Raw genomic sequence first — 25,221 nt, 5'->3', positions numbered from 1 at the left:
GCTCATAAGAGCCCTTCTTTTAAACGTTTAATCACATACTCAATATTCTTTCTTTTCTCCAAGCTTGATGCTCGAGCTTCGTCTTCTAAGACTTCAAAAATCAAAGCATTTATTTGAGATTGTAATTCAACTGAAATTTGCTGGACTAATAATTTTCGCAAAATTTGAAGTTTATTAGACTTTTTAAATCTTTCATCCTTTGGAATTTCATGAAAAATTAAGTTATACCAATCTGCTTTGGTTGCATTTTTCAGTACAAAAGAATCTGTATCAACATTATATCCATTATTAAAAATATAATTATGAATAACATCTATCAAGATAGGAAATCCTTGATTTGGCTTCTGCTCCTGTAAAGATTTAAGGTAACTATGAAATCTATTTTCAGGCTTATAACCAAAATTAAAATGTTCATTCGCAAAAAGATAACCTTTACTTTCATACTGATTAAATAGATACTCCTTAATACTCTCTTGGAGTTGAATAGCTAATTGCTCTACCCCAAACTCTTTTAATAAATCACAGTAAAAACCTAAATTTTCTAAGTTCTCAAATGGGATTTGTTGGTGGGCTACATCATAGAGATGCTGACAAAACAATGAATCTACTTCTAAATTTCTCCACTGTTCCATTAACTCATTTAATTGCTCTCTAATGATATTATTCTTTTCTGAGTACATATCAGATTTTATTAAACCTATAAGTACCTCTAAATTTGGTTCACCTGTTTGATCAAACTTCTTTTTAAATTCAATTAGCCATGTATCGGTGCGTACAAAATCATAAGATAACTCCTTTAAAATCGAATATATTTTAATTTTAGATTGAGACCACGCTCTTTGATCTTCTTCTCTTACTATTCGAATATCACCCCAGTCCAACTCATATTTCTTACCAAAATTTTCTAAAAAATATCCTTGCAAAATCCTAATCAAAATTATTTGTTTAGTTGAATCAGCAATCTTTCCAGGGAACTGCTCCCTAAACTCTTTATAAATTTTTATGACCTTTTGAAAAAAACGAAAATTATGAATTTCTAATTTATCTGCAAATTTCACCATTAAATTTACTAAAGGTTCATCTATATCTCTTGTATTTTCACGAATTAATGGTTCAACAGAGTTAATCTTGATCGTTTCATCAATCAATTTTTCTTTATATTCAGCATATTTATTATCTCCACTTTTTGATTCATCTAAAATCAAAATTACTTGGCAATTTCTTTCAAGCTTTAATTGATTTGCTAAACCCATAACATCTTGAATTTTAATTTTTTCAGACAATCTTTCAAAATCATCAAAGCAAATAATTGAATTTTTTACCTCTGAATAAAGTAAGGAATCTATTAACTTTGAACTCGAACTCACTCCATAATGAGAAAGTTTTATATCTTTGAATTGGGCTAATGAGCTTTTAACAAGTTGAGGTATTCCGTAATGAGTATGTATATTTCTAGAATGTGGATTCCAACCAATTTTTATGGCAATTTCATTCTTTAGAGCATCTAAAGTTTCTATGCCGAACAATGAGACATAAGCATATTTTTTATTCTCAAATACATTTATATAATTTAATTTACTTGCATAGTAATAGAAATTACTAACATTTTTATACTCTTCAAGAGTTTGGTTTTTTAGAAAATTTTTCCAAAAAAAAGTTTTACCTACTCCCCAAGATCCAGTAATAGCCACAGCCATACCTTTGTTTTCATTTTCTCTAAATATTTGCTCTAATCTTTGTTCTGGTTTCATCTTTATTAGCATCTAAGAGTGATAAGTTCGCTTAAATTTAAATTAAAAAGTACTGGGCTAAGAATTTAAACCTCAGCCACCACATTGCGCCCCTTCGCTTTGGCCTTAAACAAAGCATCATCAGCATTTGACAATAAAGCCATCCAGGACACGGCACCAATGGCGACTCCGATACTAACCGAAACCTGAATCTCGTCTCCTGCTGCAGTCAAAATATGACGCTCAGCCACTTCAGCCCGAATGTTATCGGCCACAATCAATGCCTGCTGCATCTGGATATTTTCAATCAATACCAGAAATTCATCGCCGCCATAGCGCACCAGCAAATCCGTCGCCCGAACATTGGCCTTTAACCGCTCGGCCACCAGTTGAATCACCTGATCGCCAATAATATGCCCATATTGATCATTCACCTGTTTAAAATGATCAATATCAATAATCATCAGACAGGTCTGGCTCAATTGACCCGGCTGATTTTCCAGAAAACGGATATATTCTTCCAAAGCAAAACGGTTTGATAATCCGGTCAAGGCATCTGAATGCGCGATATTCTTTAACCGGAATTCCAAAGCATCGCGTTCTTGTAACATCTGCTGTAACTTCTGAATCGCAGCGAATAAAGAATCAGAATGCTTATCTGAGCGTATTTTTAAACCAGGTGGCTGACGGCCCGAACGTTTAGATAAACTTAAAAGTATTCGGCGAGCTTGAATGAGCGGCAAAAAAACCTGCTTACGTGCAAAAATCATGGTCGAAATGGCAGCAAGCAAGGAAATAAGAGAGAGCAATACGGTCCAGATCAAATGATTCATATTGGTGGTCATTTCCCGAATGGCCACTTCTCTGCTGTACTGAAGCAGATAGCTTTGCAGGTCAACCACGGTCGAAAATTTATCGACAATGGCTTCAGTCAGTTGGGTTCCAGTCAAATGATAGGTACGTTTCTCCACACTATCATTGATCAGTTCAGAAACAATCGGCAGACCTTGCTGAATAAAATCAGTTTCTACCCGGCGATGTAAACGGATAAATTCATCTGTCTTGTCTTCAGCCGGTTGAATGGTTTCAATCAATGCCCAAAGATAATGCACCTGATGCTGAGTCTGTAAAGAACGGGTGATATTTTGCGTGGGAAGAGGCGTAGCAAAAGTCACATGCGCTATAATACTCGAAGCCACACGACCGGCCTGATCACGTAAATCGGATAAAAATAAAATCTGGCTAATATAACGATAGAGATGAGTCGACGAGCTATCTGAAGCGATAACCACGCCTCTTAAAATTTCACGACAGCTGTCCCATGCAGCAAACATGGCCAGAATTGCCTGATCAAGTTCCTGAGCACTGCGCAGCTGACGCGGCATCTGGGTATAAGCATCGACCTGGGCACGTCCATGGTCAAGACTGATTTTGACCTTTAAAAGTTGCTGACTCAGATCGTTGAAACCGGATTCTGCCAATACCTCAGCGGTCTGGGAAAACTGCTGATCCACCTGCTGACGGTAAATTATTAATTCTTGTTGATGCTGCGCAAAATCTTCTGCCGAACTGGACATGGCTTTATTGGCAGGAGCACGCTCACGGGAGATTCGATTGGCCAGATCAGCGACCTGTTGTAGTGCATCTAACTGTTGATAGGTCTGTACCGATTTTAAATAATTTTGACCACTACTGACGATCAAGGGAATGCAGATACAAAGCAAACTTAAAATAATGATCGACATAGCCCAGTATAAACGTTTACTGATCCAGCCTGAGCGTAAGGTGTTCATGCTGTTTTATTACGCCCCAATGCCAAAAGAATGCTGTATAGAGCGATTATTATACAAATAAAATGAAATACTCTTAAAGTAGGTAATTCAACTTAGTTAATGTTTTTTCTATATTTTTTTGATTTTAATTTTTAAAAGCGCTACTTTTTAAATTCAGGCTAAAGTTTTATGGGTTTTATCCTACAAAAAATACAACACAAATACAGGACTTTTAAGCATTAAAAAAAATATCAAAACTTGCTTTCCGCACTATTTACACATGCAACAATTGGGTGCATAATGCACCGCATTAGGGCGAGTTAAATTATTCCTCAGCAGATATTTTAGTTTACCCGCAAATTTTGGCGAAAAAACCCCAGTTTTCTATGAAAACTGGGGTTTTTTTTAGTGCTTATATTTTTAGGTCATCTATTAATGAATTAATATGCACCATTTTAGTGCTTTATTTTTACTATTTTTATTGCTGAAGTTCATTGCTACAGAACAGTTTCTATCTTAGAAGATGAATAGAAAGTAAATAAAAAATGCGGATAAAAAAAAGCCCAACCTTGGGGAAAGCTGGGCCAATAAAAAAATTGTGGAGAATCACGTTAAATCATAATGAAACATGAACTTTAACCTGATACTGATATTATGTAAAAATCTATTAACAATGTAAAGCCGATTGGCCTAGTCGAGATTAAAAAGCATCACATTTTGGTTCAAAAAAGAGACACCTATTACAATTCTAGAGGAATTCTGCATTAAATTTGTACAATTTATAATAAAGCGTGATGAATTATATAATTCATCTTATATTTTTTGACATATTTATGAATTTATCCTTAAAACATCAATTGAATTTTACGATAAAAAATCAATAATCAATTTAATTAATGAATAATAATATCCACACATTTTCTTCTTAATCTTTGACGTAGTGTTCTATTTTTAAGCTCTAGCTTTTTGTTATAAAACAAATTTTACATAAAATTCAATTTCAAGCTAAATAGATGAATATTACACAAAACTAATACATTATTTTAAGACGAAAAAATACTAAATTCGAAGTGGATTGACTTAATAAATTGTTACAATACAATATGTTCTATGTTGTACATCTTTTGTAACAAAATGGTAAATATCATGAAAAAACTAGGTTTAGCCACTGCTGTATTATTAGCGATGACCGGTGCTCAAGCATATCAATTCGAAGTTCAAGGTCAGTCAGAGTACATCGATAACACTGCAAATGACAAAGACTTCACTGGCGCTGTTCAAGGTACTTATTACTTTAAAGATGTAGATGCTTCTAAAGGTCCTTTAGCTGAAGCTGCTTTCCTAAACCAAGCATCTAATGTTGCTCTAGCGTATAGCTATGGCGAAAATGGTCAAGAAGAAGCTGGACGTTCACGTACTGTAAATCATACTTACGGCGTGAAAGGTGAAACTTATATCCCAACTAAAGTTGTGCCTGTTTATGCAAGCGCTTCTTATAGCCATACCATCGCGGATAACAAAGCGGGTAAAGCAGACGGCAATGGCGACCGCTATGCATTAGAACTAGGTGCTTTAGTTGCTCCTAACTTCTTGGTGGCTGTGGGTTATACCAGCGTTGCTGACCAAACTTCTTATGATGCATTCAACATTCTTTCTAATGGTGTTGTTAAAGCTGGCTTAGAATCTGAAACAATTGATGAAGACCAAGACGCAATCACTGCCCGCACTAAATATGTAGGCGCGATTGACGGTACTAACATGTCAATTGGTTTTGAAAGTGGCTTGGTTTATGGTGAAGACACTGCCTACAACCTAGGTACTACGCTTTTCCTTAACCCACAGTTAAGCGTTGGCGCATCTTATATGGAATCTAGCTATGCTGGTTCTCCAGACAAAGCTTGGGGTGCGAACGTAAACTACTTCATCACTCCTGCTGTTGCAGTTGGCGCAACTTATGTAAATGCTAACTACGAAGCAAATCTTGCGCAAAATGCACAAGTACGTGACACACAAACTGTTGGCGTAAATGCTAAATTCCGTTTCTAATTTTCAATTAGATGCTGAATAGAAAAAAGGACGCTTGATGCGTCCTTTTTTATTATTGCTTGATTTTCAGATTTAGATACGCTTATTCCGGTGTACGCACCAGACTTAAAAAGTGCAAATGTCGCTCATATTGATCAATAATATCCTGGAGCAGATCTTCCTGCGTCCATTCCATCACGTCATAACTCTGCCCGCCTTCTCTCAAGAATACTTCCGCCTGATAGGAGTCTGCTCCTGCACACTCCGGCTCCGACATAAAGCTTGGACTTAAAGTCTGGGTCGCATTGACCTGATAGATAAAATTAATTTCATCCTGATGATCAACACGGAGCTGTATACCGTCTTCTAGCGGACTAATCGTCACGTGTAATCGGCGCCGTTTCAATTCACTCTGAAAGCTGAGAAATGCCTTATTCACTGTATTTTGAATATACTGCTGCACCTCTTCCTGAGTGTGCGGATAATGCATAATCAGGCCTAATCGCTGTTGCCAGCTGCGCGGATTCTGGATCGCACGCGGGGTAATCCGTGCGGCTTGCAGCGCATGCATTTTGGTGACATCCAGATGTAAGGCTTTGATTAATCCCCAGCACATCAGCAGCATAATGAAGGTAAATGGCAAAGCACTCATGATCGTGGCCGATTGCAAAGCCTCTAAGCCTCCTGCCAGTAAAAGGATGATAGCCAGTAAAGCCATGAGTACGGTCCAGAACAGACGCTGCCAGGTCGGTGAATTTTCACTTTTTGCTGTCAGATAATCAGTCACCAATGCTCCTGAATCGGCAGAAGTCACAAAGAACAGCATCACCAGTAAAGTCGCAATGATACTGGTCACTGAGCTGAAAGGCAGATTAGCTAAAAATTCGAATAGAGCCACAGAGGAATCACGTTGAACTGCTTCTAGCAAGCTGGTATTGGCTTCATGCATAATGCTATACAGCGCAGCATTGCCCATAAAGCCCATCCAGATCAGGGTAAATCCAGTCGGGATCAGCAATACACCCACGATAAATTCACGAATACTGCGCCCTTCCGAGACCCGGGCAATAAACATCCCGACAAATGGCGACCAGGAAATCCACCAGGCCCAGTACATGATGGTCCAGCCCCCAATCCAGCCACTTGGCTGATAGGCATACAGATTAAAGGTCATACTGAACAGATTTGAAACATACTGGCCGGCATTCTGAATAGTCGTCTGTAACAGATAAATACTCGGACCTGCCACAAAAACAAAAATCAGCAACAGCAGTGCAAGTACCAAATTTAGTTCAGATAAACGTTTAATTCCTTTGTCTAATCCAAAAAATACGGAAGTCGCCGCCATGGCACTGACCACAATAATCAAAATGACCTGAGTACTGGGTGCCTGTTCAATGCCAAACAAATAGTTCAAACCCGAGTTAATCTGGGTCACGCCAAAACCTAAAGTCGTGGCTACGCCAAAGACTGTACCAATGGTGGCAAAGGTATCGACCCCATCCCCAATCGGGCCATAGATTTTTTTGCCAATCAGCGGATACAAGGCTGAGCGAATTTTTAAGGGGAGTTGATGCCGATAAGCAAAATACGCCAGCGACAAACCGACGAGCGTATAAATGGCCCAGGCATGCAGCCCCCAGTGAAAGAATGTCACTCGCATGGATTGCTGTGCAGCCATTACCGTTTCTGGCTCGCCGGCAGGTGGCGTGACATAATGCATTACTGGCTCGGCCACACCAAAGAACATTAGTCCGATGCCCATGCCTGCAGTGAATAACATCGCAAACCAGGAGGTACTGCTATATTTAGGCTGACTATGATCAGGCCCCAGTTTGATTTTACCCATGTCTGACAGGGCAATATAAACCAGAAGGATGAGAAATATCGCCACCGACAATACATAGAACCAGCTAAAGGAGGTGGTAATCCACTGGTTCAGTTGCTGGGTGAAAACTGAAAAAGCATCGGGTGCAAATACGACCAACGCTAAAAATATCGCAATAATGGCGACAGTACTAATAAAAACATTTGGATTGATATTGGCAAACCAGGATGGTTTTGTGGAAGGCATACCTCCTCCATTTTTTAAAAATTGGATCGACAAACAGCGTCAAATAATTATTGGTAAGGTCAAAATGATCAGACAGATTCAGTCTATGGAAGCTAGATCTCCTGCTATTTTAGGATGTTACACAAAATAAAGCCGTTAAGTTACTGTAACCAATACAATAAAAGGATGAACTTCATTACTCAGGCGGGTTTTCTCTATTTTTCACGTTCTTTTTATGAGGTAGACGTGCGATATATTGCAAGGCAATTAAGCGGGATACAATCAGCGCCAGATACATCACCCCGACAAACATCTGGATAATTGCCAGCATCCGTGCCAGCGGACTGACCGGCATCACATCCGACAAGCCCGTGGCGGACTGGACACTAAAGCTGAGAAAGATCAAATCTAGCCAAGGCTGATGGGCTTGCAAGTCAGGATCTGAAAAGCTATAAGGCACCCATAACTGGCAGACACTATAAAGAAAAGCAAAGCCCCAGGCCAGTAAGGTAAATACCGCTCCAGCTGCAAAGAGTTCATCTTTGGTAAGATAGCGGTCATGAAACATATAACGCAACAGGCCATAAGCAGCACTAAAATATGCACTGGCTTCAAACAAATTCGCCGTCACATAGACCCAGGTATAGCGCAGGCCCAAAACAATCAGTGAAGAAAATAGAATTGCGCCGGCCACAAAGCTGAGTCCTAAAATGGTAAACATCGGCGTCTGGCGAATGACCTTGGCAATGACCAGTAACACCAGGACACCGAGCATCCAGGTGATTGCCCGATAGGGCAGGTTTTCATAACTCAACATGGACAAGATCAAAATCAGCAATTGTAAACAAAGCAGCCATGCTGAGGGCAGATGGGTAAAACTGTGCCAGAACTGCTGCAAAGATTGCTTCATACTGCCCTTCTTGTTTGTCTAGTCATGCACGCATGTATTGTTATTTTATCAGGCTTAACATAGCATGATTAAAGCAGTATATAGCTGTACGATTTATATGCAAAGATTGAAAAAATCAAAGTAAAATCTAGCGCACCCAAATTCAGTACGGCGCTTGCTCTAAAAAATTTGGAGCATAAGGGCATAAAAAAAGTCCCTTACGGGACTTTTTTTGCAGGATATCAAATCTTAGTGATCTGATGCTCCTGAGATACCGATACCGGTTTGTGAACGTACAAACTGAGCATCAAAGGCTTTGCGTTCTGCTTGAGCCTGTGCTGAATTATCTGTCACAGAGAATAACCAGCAGCAGAAGAATGACAATGGCATCGCGAAGATTGCAGGACCATTGAACGGGTTCACTGGTGTATCAGAAATACCCAAAGTATCGACCCATACTGCTTTAGACAGCACAATCAAGGTTACTGCGGTTACCAGACCTGCAACACCACCAATCACTGCACCACGTGTCGTCAAGCCTTTCCAGAACATAGACAATACCAGTACCGGGAAGTTGGCACATGCTGCAACCGAGAACGCCAGACCGACCATGAAGGCTACGTTTTGTTTCTCGAACAGAATCCCGAGAATCATCGCGAAGATCGCAAGACCTAAAGTCGCAATCTTAGACATACGTAGTTCAGATTCAGGCGTGGTTTGGCCTTTCTTCAAAACGTTGGCATACAAGTCATGCGAAATTGCTGAAGCACCTGACAGGGTCAAACCAGCAACGACTGCAAGAATCGTGGCAAATGCGACTGCAGAAATAAAGCCCATGAACAGGTCGCCGCCCACTGCATCAGACAGGTGCACCGCAGCCATGTTATTACCACCAACCAGCTCCAGCTTGCCAGTCAATGCCATTTTCGCAACATCAAGGAATTGCGGGTTGTTCGATACATACAGAATCGCACCGAAACCAATGATGAAGGTGAGCAGGTAGAAATAACCAATAAAACCTGTCGCAACTACGACTGATTTACGCGCTTCTTTAGCATCTTTTACCGTGAAGAAACGCATTAAAATATGTGGAAGACCTGCTGTACCAAACATCAATGCCAGACCTAAAGAAATCGCATCAATCGGATTAGACGCCAGACTACCCGGACCCATGATTTTGGTCGCATCTGTCAGGCTCAAGTCATGTACTTTTGAGTAGACACCAATCGCCTGTTCAAACATGTTGGTAAAGCTGAAGCCCACACCTTTCATGACCATGAATGCCATAAAGGTTGCACCAGACAGCAACATCACCGCCTTGATGATCTGTACCCAAGTGGTTGCCAACATACCGCCGAACATCACGTAGGCCATCATCAACAAGCCAACGATCACGACTGCAATATTATAGTTCAGACCGAATAGAAGTTTGATCAGCTGACCTGCACCCACCATCTGTGCAATCAGATAGAACGCCACCACAACCAGCGAGCTTAAAGCAGCCAAGGTACGTACCGGTTTTTCCTGTAAACGGAAAGACACTACGTCTGACAGGTTGTATTTACCCAGGTTACGCAGACGTTCTGCCACCAGGAACAATACGATCGGCCAACCGACCATAAAGCCCAGTGAATACAGCAAGCCATCAAAGCCTGACAGGAACACCATCGCGGAAATACCCAGGAAAGAAGCTGCTGACATATAGTCACCGGCAATCGCCAGGCCATTCTGAAAACCGGAAATACCGCCACCGGCCGTATAGAAGTCTTTGGTGCTGGTGGTTTGTTTCGCTGCCCATTTGGTAATGAACAGTGTTGCACCTACGAAAATCACAAACATGATAATTGCAGGCCAGTTGGTTGGTTGCTGTTCTGCTGCACCCAAGTCAGGACCAGCGAAAGCCATACCTGAAGCCATAAGGGTGGTCGCCAGGGCAATAAGAGAATTCCATTTCATCTTAACGTGGTCCTTTTTCATGAGCGATTGCTTCAACTTCACGGATTGCTTCTTCGGTCAATTGATCCAGTTTGTTATTGGCAATGTAGGAATACACACCACACAAGAGAAACGACAAAACAATGATGCCCAGACCGAGTGGAATACCCCACGTGGTCACACCACCTGAAAGTGAAGACAATAGAAACTCTTTGTTATAGCCGACCAAAAGCATGAAGCCGACATAAACGAATAACATGATTGCCGTAAGCGTCCAGCTAAGACGACTTTTCTTGGCAACCATTTCTTTGAATTTTGGATTTTGTAGAATGCGATCTACTTGTACCTCATCCATAATTACTCTCCTGAAGCCCAACCTTGGGCTGCCTATTTTTTAATTCGAATTATCACTATTACAACTTAACAAGAATCATATGTTCTTGTAATTTAGACTTTGGTCGTTAAAAAATGACCAATTTAAACTGCAGCGTTCATGATGCGCTATCATAGCGGCATGCTCAGCACACATCAGGCTATATGAACAGTTGGCTCATCATAGGGGTACTTGCCCTCTATATCGCATTGCTCTTTATCTGCGCTTTTTACGGGGAAAAACATGCCAGCCGGCTGAGTACCCGTGGGCGCATGCTATTGTTTAGTTTAACTTTAGGGGTGTACTGTTCATCCTGGACCTTTTATGGCGCTACCGGCGCTGCGGTACGGGAAGGCATTATTTTCCTGCCGATCTATCTTGGCCCGCTGTTATTCGTTGCCGTCGGTTATGATATCTGGCGCCGATTAGGACGGGTACGACAGCATCATGCGATTTCCTCAATCGCGGACTTTGTCGCGGCGCGCTATGGTAAAAGTGGCCCGCTGGCATCGCTGGTCACCATTCTGGCAGTGGTCGCGATTGTGCCTTATCTGGCTTTACAGCTACGCGCCATTGCCCTGAGTGCCGCAGTCATTCTGGAACCATCTGCCGGAATTGCCAACACCACCAATGGGGTGCTGTTTTTGACCGGTGTACTGGCCATTCTGGCGATGATCTTTGGCACCCGGCAGATTGCCAATACTGAACAGCATGGCGGTCTGATGCTGGCCGTGGCCTTTGAATCCTTTGTCAAGCTCTTTGCCCTGCTGGCAGTCGCCTGTTTCTTTATGTTTGAAGCACCAGGAAATATGGCACAGATCAGCACAGATATCAGTACCACCTTCCGTGATGTCCAGCTGTTTGGGGTTCCGCAAAGTTTCTGGGTTCAGACCTTGCTGGCAGCCCTGGCAGTTATCTGCCTGCCACGCCAGTTCCATGTGGCAGTGGTGGAGCTGCGTGATGAAAAACATATCCGCGGTGCACGGCGCTGGTTTGCGGTTTATCTGATTCTGACCACGCTGGCGATTATTCCGATTGCCAGCTGGGCATTGCATGCGGCGCCGCAATATCTGGCAATTCCAGATGTGGCGGTCCTGTCCTTACCCCTCAGCTATAATCAGGACTGGCTCACTTTATTGGCATTCTTGGGCGGCTTTTCCGCATCTACCGGGATGCTGCTGGTGTCTTCTGTGGCACTTTCCATCATGCTCAGTAATGATCTGATTATGCCAGCGCTATGGCGTTTGAAACTGATTTCCCGACATGATAAACGCTTGCCACTGGTACTGAAATTTACCCGCCGGATCTGTATTCTGGGCGTGATGTTAATGGGCTTCCTGTTCTTCAACTTCTTTAATGATATTGATCAGCTTTCTGTTTTTGGCCTGTTGGCCTTTAGTGCGGTAGCACAATTCGCCCCTGCCCTGATCGGTGGCCTGTACTGGCGCGGTGGTAGTAAGCAGGGCGTATATGCGGGTCTGTTGACCGGTTTTGCCTTGTGGTCCTATACCCTGCTGTTTCCCACCATTCTGCGCAGCCTGCCAGAAGCCTATCACCGCTTTAGCCAAAGTCTGCTCACTAACGGCCCTTTTGGCTGGAACTGGTTACGTCCTGAAGCGCTGATCGGTTTCGAATCGTTTGATCCGCTGACGCATGGGGTGGTCTGGGCACTGGGCCTGAATACAATCCTATATATTTGGATCTCGCGGATTTTCCGTCCGAGTATTGCCGAACAGATTCAGGCTGAAAGTTTCTTCTATTATGAAACCAAGCCACTGCCATCGCAGAGTCCCTCAACTGAAGTCAGTTATTCGCATCAGGATGTGGCGCGTTTAAAAGTCGGCGATCTGATTACCCTGGCCAAGCGCATTACCGGTGAAGGGCCCACTACCCGCGCTTTTCAGCAATTTTGTACCCAAAACAGTGTCGAACTGAATGAAAATAGCAGCGCCAATGGCATGTGGTGGCGTTTTACCGAACAATATCTGGCCGGTACCATCGGGGCAGCTTCGGCACGTACCCTGCTGACCACGGCCATGGTCAATAATGGCCTGGCCTTGGGTCAGGTCGCCAACATTCTCGATCAGGCCTCGCAATGGCAACGTTTTAACCAGAATCTGATCATGACCATGATTGATCACATGACCCAAGGGGTCAGCGTAGTCGATGAAAACATGTGTCTGGTGGCCTGGAATAATCAGTATCTGAAACTGTTCGATTATCCGACCGATATTGTCTATGTCGGCTGTCCAATCGCAGATCTGATCCGTTATAACGCCGAACGTGGTGAATGTGGGCCGGGTTCGGTCGAAGAACATGTCCGCAAGCGTATTCACTGGATGCAGGTCGGCAGTGCCCATGAATTTGAACGGATTCGTAAAGATGGCCGGGTCATTCAGATGCGTGGTAATCCGATCGAAGGGGGTGGTTTCGTTACGACTTTTGCCGATATTACTGCCTTCCGTGAAAATGAAGCCGTCTTGGAAGCCCGGGTTCAGGATCGTACCCAACAGCTGGCAGATGCCTTGTCCGAACAGCAACTGGCGCGTGAACAGGCCGACAAAGCCAATATGTCGAAAAGCCGCTTTATTGCCGCCGCCAGTCATGACCTGTTGCAGCCGATGCATGCGGCGCGTCTGTTCAGTACTGCCTTGGAACAAAGCGTGCAAAATGACGAAGACCGCAAGACCTTGCAGCAACTAGATCGTGCCCTGCATGGTGCAGAAAGCATGCTGTCTGCGCTACTGGATATTGCCCGACTGGAAGGCGGTACCATTCAGCCGAAACGTCAGGCCTATCCGCTACATGACCTGCTCAGTGATCTGGAACTGCAGTTTAAATCCATTGCGGCACAACGTGGCATTCAATTCAGTGTACATGATGCGCAGTTCTGGATTGATACCGATCCACAGTGGATTCGCCGGATTATCCAGAACTTTGTCAGTAATGCGCTGCGTTATACCGCCAAAGGTAAAGTGATGGTCGGGGTCTTACGCTCCAGTACCAAACCGAATCATATCCGCATTGGCGTCTGGGATACCGGACCGGGGATTGCCGAAGAACAACGTATCAAGCTGTTTCAGGAGTTTGAACGTTGCGGCCATACCTCTCCATGGGGTGAACAGGGCCTTGGACTGGGTCTGGCCATCGTACAACGCATGACCAGCATGCTGGATTATCCTGTGCATGTGTATTCGGCGCTGGGCAAAGGCTCCTGTTTTATGATTGAAGTGCCTGTCATTGCAGCACCCAAAGTCGTCGCTGCACCTGTTCAGGCCGTACCACTAAAAACCAAGGCGTTTAAAATCCTGTGTCTGGATAATGATGAAACCATTCTGGAAGGGATGGCGACCTTGTTGAGCAAATGGGGTTATCAAGTCTTTAAAGCCACCGAACCAGAGCAGGCATTGAGGCTGATTCAGCAGGAAAATATTCAGGTCTGGCTGGTCGATCAGCATCTCAATCAGAACAAGATCGGTTTAGACTTTATTCTGGAACAGCGCCGCAATGATGTTCCGGTGGCGCTGATTACTGCCGATTCCGATCCGGAATTGCCACAGCGCCTGAAAGAGCTGAATATTGTATTGCTGAAAAAACCACTGAAACCTGCATCCTTACGATCATGGTTATCCGGACTGAAAATTTCTGATTCCTAAGATTGTATTGCATTCATGAATGCCCATTTTAAAGCTTAAAATGGGCATTTTTTATACTCAACTGCCACAGAAAATCACCTAGCTTGCATAAAATTTATTCTAATGTGCTAAAAGCAGCAAATATGCCGAAAATACAGCCGAATAAATTGACCAAAATGTTCATTTTCTAATTCACCATGGCAAAAAATGACCAATCTGTACCTGTACAGCAGTACACTTATTTACAATTAATTATCTATTTGTTTTAACTCATAATTAAAGGGTAATTTTCCAGCACTATAACTTTAGTCGTATTTTTTATCAGCTATGCTTGGCTCTAAAAATAGAGGAATAAGAAACGATCAGTTTCCATCTCATACATGCCTTGATTGTTTGGGTAGCTGATCTTTCTGCATATCGGAGTTCTTCACATGAACATAGATCAAAACCATGGCCTGAATCAGGCCCAGCAGTTCCACCGTCAATATGGCGCCAATGCCTTATTGCCAAGCATTGACTGGGCACAGATCTTTAAATACAGCAAGCTGAATGATGCCCAGTATCAGGCGCTGGAAACGCTGTATCAGAGTGCAGTCCCGCTGGCACTGCAAGTTTTTGATGAATTACATTTTGATGTCTTTGAACCTTATGCTTACAAGCCGCAAGGACTGGGTCTGTTTGAACGGATTGCCGAGCAGGAAGACAAACTGCTTCAGTCTTTAGAAGCTGAAACAGCGGATCTGCCGGCGCAAACTCGTCATCAGATCTGGAGCATGTTGCTGCGTGGTGGTGCCGTCCTGGTGTTTAAGGCCTGGCTGGGTAAAGTCAAAAACGAAGATAACTGTCTGGATACCAGCCAGTTTGACGAGCTGTCTGATTTACTATTTATTAAAACCTGCCCGCATGAGCTAGCGCAGCGTTTACATGTCGATCCGAACACGCGCGATGATCATATCTTCCTGATGTATGACAATGAAGTCTATCTGGACCGTTTTAACAGTCTGGAAACGGCTGCACTCTTTGTCGATCTGGGTGTTTATGATGCGACTTTCCTGAGCCTGCGAGATGATCGCGTGGCAGAGTATCTGAAATCCAAGGGTTATGTCACCGAAGATCAGATCGATGAATTGCAATGTGCCTTAAATCCATTATTCTGCGATGATTTCACCCGCAAGCAGGATTATATTGCTTAATATATGCATGCTTTTTCACTGAATTATTCAGATAAAAAAAGACCTCCAAGGAGGCCTTTTTCCATGCGGATATACAGAACTTACATTTTCCGGTCTTCAATATTCAGTGCATTAATGGCCAATACCGCTTGTGTCCGGTTTTGTACGCCAAGCTTACGGAAAATTGCAGTCACATGCGCTTTAATGGTCGCTTCTGACACGTCCAGTTCATAAGCAATCTGCTTATTCAGCAAGCCTTCGGCCACCATCATCAATACTCGGAACTGTTGTGGGGTCAAAGACTGGATCCGTTCCGCCAAAGCCGTTTCATCGGCAGCACGCGGGTCAAAGTTCATATTGGCTGGCAGATTTGGCGGTAACCAGATCTCACCTTCCAGCACTTCGCGAATCGCTTCACCAATATGGCTTGGATGGGCAGATTTTGGAATATAGCCCATGGCACCATGCGCAATGGCACGCTGGATAATACTGACTTCTTCATGCGCAGACACGACAATGATCGGCAGCGACGGATATTGCGCGCGGACGTGTACCAAGGCAGAAAAACCTGATGCGCCTGGCAAATTTAAATCCAGCAGCACAAGATCAGGCTCGGGGCCATTTTCTAGACGTTCATAAAATTCATTGACTGCCGCAGTTTCATGAATCTGGGCTTGTGGCAGGCTATAACGTACAGCCTGAATCAAGGCATGACGAAATAGTGGATGATCATCAACGATTAAAATATTCATAGGCAACGTGAGAGAGATCTTGGCACGGTAGACCCTATTCTAACCACACAACCCGGTTAAGGATATGCAAGACTCTACAATTTTTAAAATAATATGCAGTTTTTCTTCAAAATCACCATTTTTCGCGGTATTTCAATAATTATTTAATTCTCATCACTTTTTTATATATAACGTATTCCTAAATTAAAAAGCTTAGCTATATTCAATATAAATCTACATATCAAAAACTTATATTAAAATTAATGCTTATAAACCAGGCTTTTTTCATATATCGAAAAATCAGATAACTTTTCAGCTTTTCGTTATTTTACAGCCCGGCACTGAATCGGGATTAATAAGGACATTCCGAGATTACTCCTATTTTTCAGGTTCTAAACATGTCTAATTTTAATGCGCAAAAACCCTTAAATATTGTTGCCGTATCGGGTGGTTTAAATCATCCGTCTAAAACAGAAGCCTTGGTTCAGGCCATTATTGATGAACTGGGTGAAGCGACACCAATTCATGTACATTTTATTAAATTTAGTGAAATTGGTTCGCTCCTGGGTGGTGCGATTTATCGTAATCAATTACCGCAGCGCGTTCAGGATGATCTGGCCGCAGTCGAAGCTGCAGATGCGCTGATTGTTGGTACACCCGTATATCGCGCTTCATTTACCGGCTTGTTTAAACATTTCTTTGATTTTGTCGAGCAGACTGCACTGGTCGATGTACCGGTACTTTTAGCAGCTTCAGGTGGTAGTGACCGACATGCGCTGGTGCTCGAACATCAATTACGTCCATTATTCAGCTTCTTCCAGGCTCAGACTTTACCGATTGGCGTGTATGCGACTGATCGTGATTTCACTCCTGAATATACCATTCACAGTGAATTGCTCCGCGATCGTATTACCCTGGCAGTAGCACGTGCCCTGCCTATTCTGGAATGGACACCGGCCAAAGGACAACGTGCCGAAGTCGTTAAAGCAAAAACCCAACAGGCCAACCAGAACTTGAGCATCAATAAACAAATCGAACAAGAAGAAGTCTTGCCCTCTGCGGCTGTACCAAGTCTGGATGCAGCAGAATCCCGCTTGCACAGTAAAAAATCAGCGCAAACGCAAGTTGCTTGATCAGCGATTTTCACTTCGAGGGTTGAAATATGTCACAACAGCAAATACAGCAAGACATCAAATTTGCGTATTGGGTTCCGAATGTCAGTGGCGGTTTTGTCGTCAGTACCATCGAACAGCGTACCGACTGGAGCTATGAATATAACGTGCGTCTGGCACAAGCAGCAGAAAAAAGCGGTTTTGAATATGGTCTGACCCAGATTCGTTTTGCGTCAAGCTATGGTGCAGAAAACCAGCATGAATCTGTCAGCTTCAGTCATGCCTTGCTCGCACAAACCAGCAAGATCAAGTTAATTGCAGCAATTTTACCCGGGCCGTGGAAACCTGCGCTTGCGGCAAAACAATTGGCCAGCATTAACCAGCTCAGCAATGGCCGGATTGCGATTAACGTGGTCAGTGGCTGGTTCCGTGGCGAATTTGATGCGATTGGCGAAGCATGGCCAGAGCATGACCAGCGTTATGCCCGTTCAGAAGAGTTTATTCGCAGTTTGCGCGGAATCTGGAATACGGATCACTTTAATTTTGATGGCAAGTTCTATCAATTTAAAGACTATACCTTACGCCCACAACCGCTCCCGGATAAACCGGTCGAGATTTTTCAGGGTGGCAGTTCACGTGCGGCGCGCGATATGGCTTCACGTGTTTCAGACTGGTATTTCACCAATGGCAACACCCCTGAAGAGCTGAAAAAACAGATTGATGATATTCGCGAAAAAGCCCGGGCCAATAATCACACTGTAAAAATTGGGGTCAATGCCTTTATCATCGCACGTGATACTGAAGAACAAGCCAAAGCGGTGTTACAGGAAATTATTGATAAGGCCAATATCAAAGCAGTGAAAAATTTTGCTGAAGCGACACGTGAAGCCGGTGCCTCGACAACTGAAGGCGAAGGCAACTGGGCAAAATCAAGTTTTGAAGATTTAGTCCAGTATAACGACGGTTTCAAGACCAATTTAATTGGCACACCGCAGCAAATTGCTGAACGTATTGTAGTTTTAAAAAATATTGGAGTCGATCTGGTGCTTTCCGGTTTCTTGCACTGTATTGAAGAAGTCGAATATTTTGGAGAAAAGGTGTTGCCATTGGTGCGTGAGCTAGAAGTACAACAACAGCAGGTTGTGCAGGCTAAATCCGCTTAAATCTAAGTGGTGCTTATGCCCAAATATTATAATAATGACGGCACATTGCAAATTTTCCCCTCAAGGCTCGGCTTGAGGGTTTTTTTATCCGGACAGAAACCAAGCAGTCCAGTAAAGCGCTAGCCGGATTTAGCTTTCCTGCCTACAATGGGATGCAATTGCAAGAATAGACGTTTTAACTATGTATACCGGTATTGTCCAAGGCCTGGAACAGGTCATCGAGATTCGCAAAGGCGATGGTTTTATTACCCTGTTGGTCAGTGATCAGCACGGCTTTTTTGCAGATGTGTTTATTGGCGCCAGTGTGGCAGTAAATGGTGTCTGTCTCACGGTGAGCACGATTGACCGGGCGCAGAAACAGATTCATTTTGATATTTCCAATGTCACCTTGGCGCTTACCACCTTGAAAGCCTTAAAAATTGGTGATGAAGTGAATATTGAACGCTCTGCCAAAGTCGGTGCAGAAAACGGTGGACATAATCTGTATGGCCATATTGAAGGCAGGGCTAAGGTCATCCAGATTGAAGCTCGCGGTGAAACCCTGCATATCGATTTACAGATTCCAGAGGGCAATATCAAGTACTTCTTCCTAAAAGGCTTTATCGGGCTAAATGGCTGCAGCCTGACCGTGAACCGTGTCGATCGTGCCCACAGTGAAATTTCGATTGACCTGATTCCAGAAACCTTGCGTCTGACCACCTGGAAGCACATCCAGGTGGGCGATACAGTGAATTATGAAATTGACCAGATGACCCGTACTTTGGTGGATACTCTGGAAAATATTTATCAAGCCAAAGCTTAATGGTATAAAGAGACTGGTACGTGCAAAAATCAGTCTCCTATCATATTAATATTTTAATACTATTCCATCGGTAGCAGATTGCCTAAAATGCAGGCTAACTCCCTGATTTAAGAAAGTACCATGCATCTGATCTGGTTTCGCCAAGACCTTCGAATTCAAGACCATGCCGCTTTGTGGCATGCCACTCAACAAGGCCCCTGTGTGGCTTTGGTGGTGCTTTCTCCTGAGCAATGGCAGTTACATCAAGATGCGCCGATCAAAATCGATTTTTATCTGCGACGGCTACAGGTTTTCAAACAGCAACTAGAACAACTGAATATTCCTTTAATTGTGCGAGAAGTCGGCTTGTGGCGTAATCTTGCTGATGAGATGTTAGCACTCTGCCAAAACTTGCAGATTGATAGCGTGCATGCACATATTGAAGTTGGGGTCAATGAACTACAGCGTGATTTCAAGGTTCAGCAACGACTAGAACAGCAGCAGATTCGGGTCGAGCTGTATCATGATCGCACCCTCTTTCCATTGGCGAGTATCCGCAATCAGTCCAATCAACCCTATCAAGTCTATAGTGCCTTTAAGAAAAAATGCTATGAGCGGCTGATTCTCGATGTGCCTTCTGCTTATCCTGTGATTGCGTCTCAGGACTTGCTCGAATTGCCTGCAGAGCTGACACATTTTGATCTGGAAAAGTTTGCGGGTCGCTATTCAATAGAAAATTCTGAAAAACTTTGGCCCGTAGATGAAACTCATGCCCTACAGATGCTGGATGATTTTATCGAAGACCGCTTAAGCAGCTATCAAACAGATCGTGATATTCCAGCGCTTAATGGCACCAGTCAACTCTCGCCTTATTTAAATATCGGCATTCTCTCGATCCGCCAGTGCATTCAGGCGCTGTTTAAACAACATCATGGCTATTTCCAGATCGATGATCTCGGTCAACAAACCTGGCTGGATGAACTGCTGTGGCGTGAGTTTTATCAGCATACCCTGTTCGATTTTCCCCGCGTTTCCAGACATCGCCCGTTTAAAGAAAATACCGATAAAATCCAGTGGCGGCATGCACCTGAAGATTTGGCAGCCTGGCAACAGGGCCAAACCGGGATCCCGATTGTAGATGCCGGGATGCGGCAGCTACTGGCCACCGGCTGGATGCATAATCGGGTGCGCATGATTACCGCAATGTTCCTGTGCAAAAACCTGCTGATCGATTGGCGTTTGGGAGAAAGCTGGTTCATGCAGCAGCTGATTGATGGTGATCTGGCAGCCAATAATGGCGGATGGCAATGGTGTGCTTCGACGGGTATGGATGCGGTGCCTTATTTCCGGATTTTCAATCCGGTCAGCCAGTCACAGAAGTTCGACCCGAATGGGGATTATATCCGTCAGTGGGTGCCTGAACTGGCGCATCTGGATGCCAAAAGCATTCATGAACCCTACGCCAAAAACCCTGACCGTGAACTGGACTATCCAAAACCGCTTGTGGATTTAAAATCTTCCCGTGTCCGGGCAATCGAGGCTTTTAAGCAGCTTTAAAAAAGACCCGTCATCTTAAAAATAATAAAACAGCTTCTCATATAGAGGCTGTTTTATTATTAGGATCAGGAATAAAAACTTGGATCAGGCACTTTTCCGGTCAGCACCCATTCCCCCACTTCCTGATATTTATAATCCACCGGATCATGCAAGGTTTGAGTCCGAACATTACGCCAGAACCGGTCCAGATTCAGTTGCGCAGTCGTTGCCCGTGCACCCATGACCTGAAAAATATTCTGGGTGATATATAAAGAGCTATTGGTCGCGGCAATTTTGGCGGTGGCAATCGCAATCGAGACTTCACCACGCTGCTCGGCAGTCAGATCAGGGCCGATATTCCAAGCTTTCTGCAAGGTCTGAATGGCTTGATCTGCCAATAAACGCACGCTTTCCAGCTGCACATAAAACTCGGCAAAATGCTTTTGGGTAAAAGGATCATTCACTGCATGTTCAGCCAAGGATTTTGACCAGGCTTTTTGGGTTTGTACGGTCTGTTTGGCAACTTCAAAAGCCCCTTCGGCGACACCGAGAAACATATGCACAAATATCAGCTGCGCAATCAATGGACGTAAACTGGAATACGGCGTACTCAGTGGCCCCGGATTGAGCAGCAATTCATCCCGGTGAATGTTGACCTGTTCAAAATGACTGGTGCCGCTGTCAGTCTGGCGCTGGCCCATATTGTTCCAGTCGCCTAGAAAGCTCACACCCTGTCGCTGGGTAGGAATCACGCCAATCAGCAATTTTCCTGCTTCGTTATAACCTGAACACAGCAACATATCCGAATCGATCGAACCAGAACAAAAGCTTTTATCACCATGGAAAATATATTCATGTTCTGAGACTTGAGTTGCCGTGGTACGACGATCCAGCGGATTGAGAGTATTGCCCCAGAACAGATTATTTTGGACAGTCTGTGCAAACCATTTGCCATATTGCTCAGGTTGGGAAAATAGCTGTACGGTGGCAATCAATAAATGATGAAATCCATAAATATGCGCCAGAGAGCTATCGACCTGCGCCAGGGTCTGAATGGTTTTAAAAATTGTCCGCCAGTCTGCACCCTGTCCACCATAGGCAACAGGAATAGACAAGCCGAGCAGACCACTGTTACGGATCAGGTCTCGTTCATGCTTGGGATTACCGCCCTGCTTGTCTCGCACTGCGGCAGTTTGGGCAAATTGTTCTGCCAGTTTCTGGGCAATATCGACAGGAGATTGATCTAAATATGGTGATTGTACATTCATTATTTTAACTCATGTTCAGCATGTGGGCAGCTTAGCAGATCAAGACGTTGCGCTATATTCGAAAGCATGCAGAGCTTATTCCTGATCTAAAAATACCGGCTGCGTGCAGCCGGTATTTTGCTTGTGGACTTTAGCTATTTAACGAGGATTGGCTTGTACTTCTGCAATCAGATGATCCACCACTTGTGGTTCAGCCAATGTCGAGGTATCGCCCAGGCTATCCAGCTCATTGGCTGCAATCTTTCTCAAGATCCGGCGCATGATTTTCCCTGAACGGGTTTTGGGCAAAGCGGGTGCCCAGTACAGTGCATCAGGTGTCGCCACTGGCCCCAAAATCTTGCGCACCCAGCTCACCAGTTCAGCACGCAATTCATCTGAACTGGTCACGTCGGCCTGTAAGGTGACAAAGGCACAAATTCCCTGCCCTTTAATGTCATGCGGCATACCCACCACAGCAGCCTCAGCCACTGCTTCATGGGCCACCAACGCACTTTCAACTTCAGCTGTGCCTAAACGGTGTCCGGACACATTCAGCACATCATCGACCCGGCCAGTAATCCAGTAATAACCGTCTTTATCGCGACGCGCGCCATCTCCGGTAAAATAAGTACCCGGATAAGTCGAGAAATAGGCTTCGATAAAACGTTCCGGATCACCCCAGATGGTTCGCATCTGGCCCGGCCAGGAATCTTTAATCACCAGATTGCCTTCAGCTTCGCCTTCCAGCTCCTTACCATCCGCATCGACAATCGCAGGTTGTACCCCAAAGAAAGGCCGTGTTGCAGAACCCGGTTTCAAATCAGTCGCGCCTGGCAATGGCGTAATCATAAAACCGCCGGTTTCCGTCTGCCACCAGGTATCAATGACGGGACAGCGACTTTCACCGACCACGGTGTAATACCAGTTCCAGGCTTCAGGATTAATCGGCTCACCCACCGAACCTAGAATTCTCAGGCTGCTGCGGTCACTTTCCCGCACAAAGGCATCACCTTCACGCATCATGGCGCGGATGGCTGTCGGTGCGGTATAGAGAATGGTGACGTTATGCTTATCGACAATGTGTCCGGTACGCGCCCAGCTCGGATACTGCGGAACACCCTCGAACATAAGAGTCGTGGTGCCATTCGACAATGGGCCATACAGCACATAGGAATGTCCGGTAATCCAGCCGACATCTGCGGTACACCAAAAGATATCATCCTGTTTGATGTCAAACACTTCGCGGAAACTGCAATTCACATAAGTCAAATAACCGCCCGTGGTATGCATCACGCCCTTGGGCTTGCCGGTCGAACCTGAGGTATACAGGATAAATAGCGGATCTTCGGCATTCATCGGTTCCGGTGGGCAAATGTCATTCACCGACATGATTTCCATGTGATACCACAGGTCGCGCCCCTCTTGCATTTCAATCGGGTTGCCGGTGCGATGCACCACTATTACATTTTGAATGGAGTCTGTACCAGCCAGTTTCAGGGCTTCATCAACATTGGCTTTCAGCGGAATCGGTTTCCCGCCGCGCATACCGGAATCGGCCGTAATCACCATTTTGGCCTGACAGTCTTCAATCCGGCTGGCCAGAGAATCCGGTGAAAACCCACCAAATACCACGCAATGCACCGCCCCGATGCGCGCGCAGGCCAGCATGGCAATCGCGGCTTCAGAGACCATGGGCATGTACAGCATCACCCGGTCGCCTTTAGCAATGCCATTTTTTTTCAGCACATTGGCGAAACGGCAGGTTTCGTCATGCAACTCGGCAAAAGAAATAATCTTGTGCCGTGAAGGATGATCCCCTTCCCAGATAATGGCCGGCTTATAGGGATGTTCTTTCAGATGACGGTCCAGACAGTTGGCGCTGACATTGAGCTGACCATCAGCAAACCATTCAATTTTAAAATTGTCGGGATCGAAACTGGTATTTTTGACTTGGGTAAAAGGCTTGATCCAGTCCAGACGTTGTGCCTGTTCTGTCCAGAATGCTTCTGGCTGCTCGATGGAATGTTGATAACGTTCGAAATACTGGTCTTCAAGCGTGCGTGCTGTTTTTTTAAAATCTTCGGGTACTGGATAGATCTCTTGCATATGTCACTTCCTTGATTTTGTTCTATCTCATCACGAGAGGTTAATGCTGTGTTGTTGATTGTTTTTTATGCATAATAGCAGTATGGCCTGCTTATTTCGAATCCGGCAATCATGCTTTCGTCGTAGATTATTTATTCAAATTCAAACAAAATAAAGCATAACTTACAGTACAGAATATTCTGCATAACTGTGTATGATCTGTAGCAATGCCCTTTAAAAAATAGAATTTAGCTCTCGCTCTTATTTCATTTTGTTCAGTTCAGGATCATATTTATGAAATCGCCAGAATCTCCCTATTTCACCCCTCCCGCTTTAGTGGCAACGGATCATCCCTTGTCGATAAAAGGCCGTTTCGGGCGTCTGAGTTTTATTGCGTGGTCAGCATTTCTACATTTCATCTTCCTGTTTAGCAGTATTGCGCTGGGCTTAAGTATTGATATTGTGAATATTGCAGTCCATTCAATGGATTCTAACTGGCTGCTTTCACTACAAGGCTTGGCCGGTATCGGCGTGCTGATCATGATTCTGGTCTATGCCTATTTCGCTTTAGTGGTGACCGTTCGCCGTTTGCATGACATGAACCGCAGTGGCTGGTGGGCACTATTATTTTTACTGCCGCTAGTAAACATTTTTGTATGGCTTTATATCGTTTTTGGTTCGGGCGATCGAGGCAGTAATCAGTATGGTCCGGCACGGATGACCTTGCTCTGGGAAAAGATGCTGGCCTGGTTGATGATTATCCTGACCCTGCTTAGCCTGTTGGGATCTATCGCTTTATTCAGTTATATGAGCGGTGAAGAACAGTCACCTACCCCCACGGAAATGATGCAAAAAACCACCAAATACTTTTAATAACAGCGCCGTTATTTTTAGAAAATATCCACTGGTGACTTCGAGCCCTTATTAATTTTTTGCTGAACATCAGGCAAAATAGGCAGAATAGGCAAAATTTGAATTGTGG

Annotated in this window: 17 protein-coding genes; 8 read left to right on the top strand and 9 right to left on the bottom strand. The window is 44.2% G+C overall.

All coding sequences use genetic code 11. The features are described 5' to 3' along the window. Nucleotides 1-2 precede the first annotated feature (2 nt). Nucleotides 3-1,751, bottom strand: a complete 1,749-nt coding sequence (locus FTU87_RS03595; protein ID WP_180096682.1) for a P-loop NTPase fold protein — start codon at nt 1,749-1,751, stop codon at nt 3-5. Between the two features lie 65 nt (nt 1,752-1,816). Beyond that, on the bottom strand, nt 1,817-3,523 hold the full coding sequence (locus tag FTU87_RS03590) for a diguanylate cyclase (RefSeq protein WP_180000999.1): 1,707 nt from the start codon (nt 3,521-3,523) through the stop codon (nt 1,817-1,819). 1,113 nt (nt 3,524-4,636) lie between these two features. On the opposite strand from FTU87_RS03590, the gene omp33-36 reads away from it, so the two are divergent. Then, the gene (gene omp33-36, locus FTU87_RS03585) at nt 4,637-5,548 is read left to right on the top strand and encodes a porin Omp33-36 (protein ID WP_257220456.1); all 912 of its coding nucleotides are present in this window, start codon (nt 4,637-4,639) and stop codon (nt 5,546-5,548) included. An 82-nt stretch (nt 5,549-5,630) separates the two neighbouring features. On the opposite strand, the gene FTU87_RS03580 is transcribed toward omp33-36, so the two are convergent. The 4 genes from FTU87_RS03580 to FTU87_RS03565 all read right to left on the bottom strand — a co-directional run bounded on the left by FTU87_RS03580 (nt 5,631) and on the right by FTU87_RS03565 (nt 10,759). Continuing rightward, a complete protein-coding gene (locus tag FTU87_RS03580; protein ID WP_180001001.1) occupies nt 5,631-7,601 on the bottom strand; it encodes a choline BCCT transporter BetT in 1,971 nt (656 codons plus the stop codon). A 175-nt stretch (nt 7,602-7,776) separates the two neighbouring features. Then, nucleotides 7,777-8,490, bottom strand: coding sequence for an ion channel (locus tag FTU87_RS03575; RefSeq protein ID WP_005095099.1), 714 nt, complete (start codon nt 8,488-8,490; stop codon nt 7,777-7,779). Between the two features lie 228 nt (nt 8,491-8,718). Next, the gene (locus FTU87_RS03570; RefSeq protein WP_180001002.1) at nt 8,719-10,425 is read right to left on the bottom strand and encodes a cation acetate symporter; all 1,707 of its coding nucleotides are present in this window, start codon (nt 10,423-10,425) and stop codon (nt 8,719-8,721) included. Between the two features lies 1 nt (nt 10,426). Further along, the gene (locus tag FTU87_RS03565) at nt 10,427-10,759 is read right to left on the bottom strand and encodes a DUF485 domain-containing protein (RefSeq protein WP_004890697.1); all 333 of its coding nucleotides are present in this window, start codon (nt 10,757-10,759) and stop codon (nt 10,427-10,429) included. A 182-nt stretch (nt 10,760-10,941) separates the two neighbouring features. Between FTU87_RS03565 and FTU87_RS03560 the strand changes: the two genes are divergently transcribed. Together FTU87_RS03560 and FTU87_RS03555 are read left to right on the top strand one after the other, a co-directional pair. Further along, the gene (locus FTU87_RS03560; protein ID WP_180001003.1) at nt 10,942-14,433 is read left to right on the top strand and encodes a PAS domain-containing hybrid sensor histidine kinase/response regulator; all 3,492 of its coding nucleotides are present in this window, start codon (nt 10,942-10,944) and stop codon (nt 14,431-14,433) included. Between the two features lie 410 nt (nt 14,434-14,843). Further along, on the top strand, nt 14,844-15,605 hold the full coding sequence (locus tag FTU87_RS03555; protein ID WP_005095093.1) for a hypothetical protein: 762 nt from the start codon (nt 14,844-14,846) through the stop codon (nt 15,603-15,605). Between the two features lie 80 nt (nt 15,606-15,685). On the opposite strand, the gene FTU87_RS03550 is transcribed toward FTU87_RS03555, so the two are convergent. Next, complete coding sequence (locus tag FTU87_RS03550; protein ID WP_004281370.1) at nt 15,686-16,336, bottom strand: response regulator transcription factor; 651 nt, start codon at nt 16,334-16,336, stop codon at nt 15,686-15,688. A 377-nt stretch (nt 16,337-16,713) separates the two neighbouring features. Between FTU87_RS03550 and msuE the strand changes: the two genes are divergently transcribed. The 4 genes from msuE to FTU87_RS03530 all read left to right on the top strand — a co-directional run bounded on the left by msuE (nt 16,714) and on the right by FTU87_RS03530 (nt 20,928). Continuing rightward, a complete protein-coding gene (gene msuE / locus FTU87_RS03545; RefSeq protein WP_180001004.1) occupies nt 16,714-17,448 on the top strand; it encodes an FMN reductase in 735 nt (244 codons plus the stop codon). Nucleotides 17,449-17,477: 29 nt separating this feature from the next. Then, nucleotides 17,478-18,590 (top strand): dimethylsulfone monooxygenase SfnG, encoded by a 1,113-nt coding sequence (gene sfnG / locus FTU87_RS03540; RefSeq protein WP_180001005.1) that lies wholly within the window; start codon nt 17,478-17,480, stop codon nt 18,588-18,590. A 181-nt stretch (nt 18,591-18,771) separates the two neighbouring features. Beyond that, nucleotides 18,772-19,392 (top strand): riboflavin synthase subunit alpha, encoded by a 621-nt coding sequence (locus tag FTU87_RS03535; RefSeq protein ID WP_180001006.1) that lies wholly within the window; start codon nt 18,772-18,774, stop codon nt 19,390-19,392. 120 nt (nt 19,393-19,512) lie between these two features. After that, on the top strand, nt 19,513-20,928 hold the full coding sequence (locus FTU87_RS03530) for a deoxyribodipyrimidine photo-lyase (protein WP_100534522.1): 1,416 nt from the start codon (nt 19,513-19,515) through the stop codon (nt 20,926-20,928). 65 nt (nt 20,929-20,993) lie between these two features. Here the strand turns inward: FTU87_RS03530 and FTU87_RS03525 are convergent, their stop codons facing one another. Both FTU87_RS03525 and acs read right to left on the bottom strand, forming a co-directional pair. Continuing rightward, a complete protein-coding gene (locus FTU87_RS03525) occupies nt 20,994-22,175 on the bottom strand; it encodes an acyl-CoA dehydrogenase family protein (RefSeq protein ID WP_180001007.1) in 1,182 nt (393 codons plus the stop codon). 138 nt (nt 22,176-22,313) lie between these two features. After that, complete coding sequence (gene acs / locus FTU87_RS03520; RefSeq protein ID WP_074383876.1) at nt 22,314-24,260, bottom strand: acetate--CoA ligase; 1,947 nt, start codon at nt 24,258-24,260, stop codon at nt 22,314-22,316. A 273-nt stretch (nt 24,261-24,533) separates the two neighbouring features. Here acs and FTU87_RS03515 point away from each other — a divergent pair, with 273 nt between their 5' ends. Next, nucleotides 24,534-25,112, top strand: a complete 579-nt coding sequence (locus tag FTU87_RS03515; protein WP_180096681.1) for a DUF805 domain-containing protein — start codon at nt 24,534-24,536, stop codon at nt 25,110-25,112. Nucleotides 25,113-25,221: the final 109 nt, after the last annotated feature.

This window comes from Acinetobacter sp. YH12156 (genome assembly GCF_013418235.1).
GTDB classification, from domain to species: domain Bacteria; phylum Pseudomonadota; class Gammaproteobacteria; order Pseudomonadales; family Moraxellaceae; genus Acinetobacter; species Acinetobacter pseudolwoffii.
Note: the sequence above shows the minus strand (reverse complement) of the source record. Positions and strands in the feature narration are given on the sequence as shown.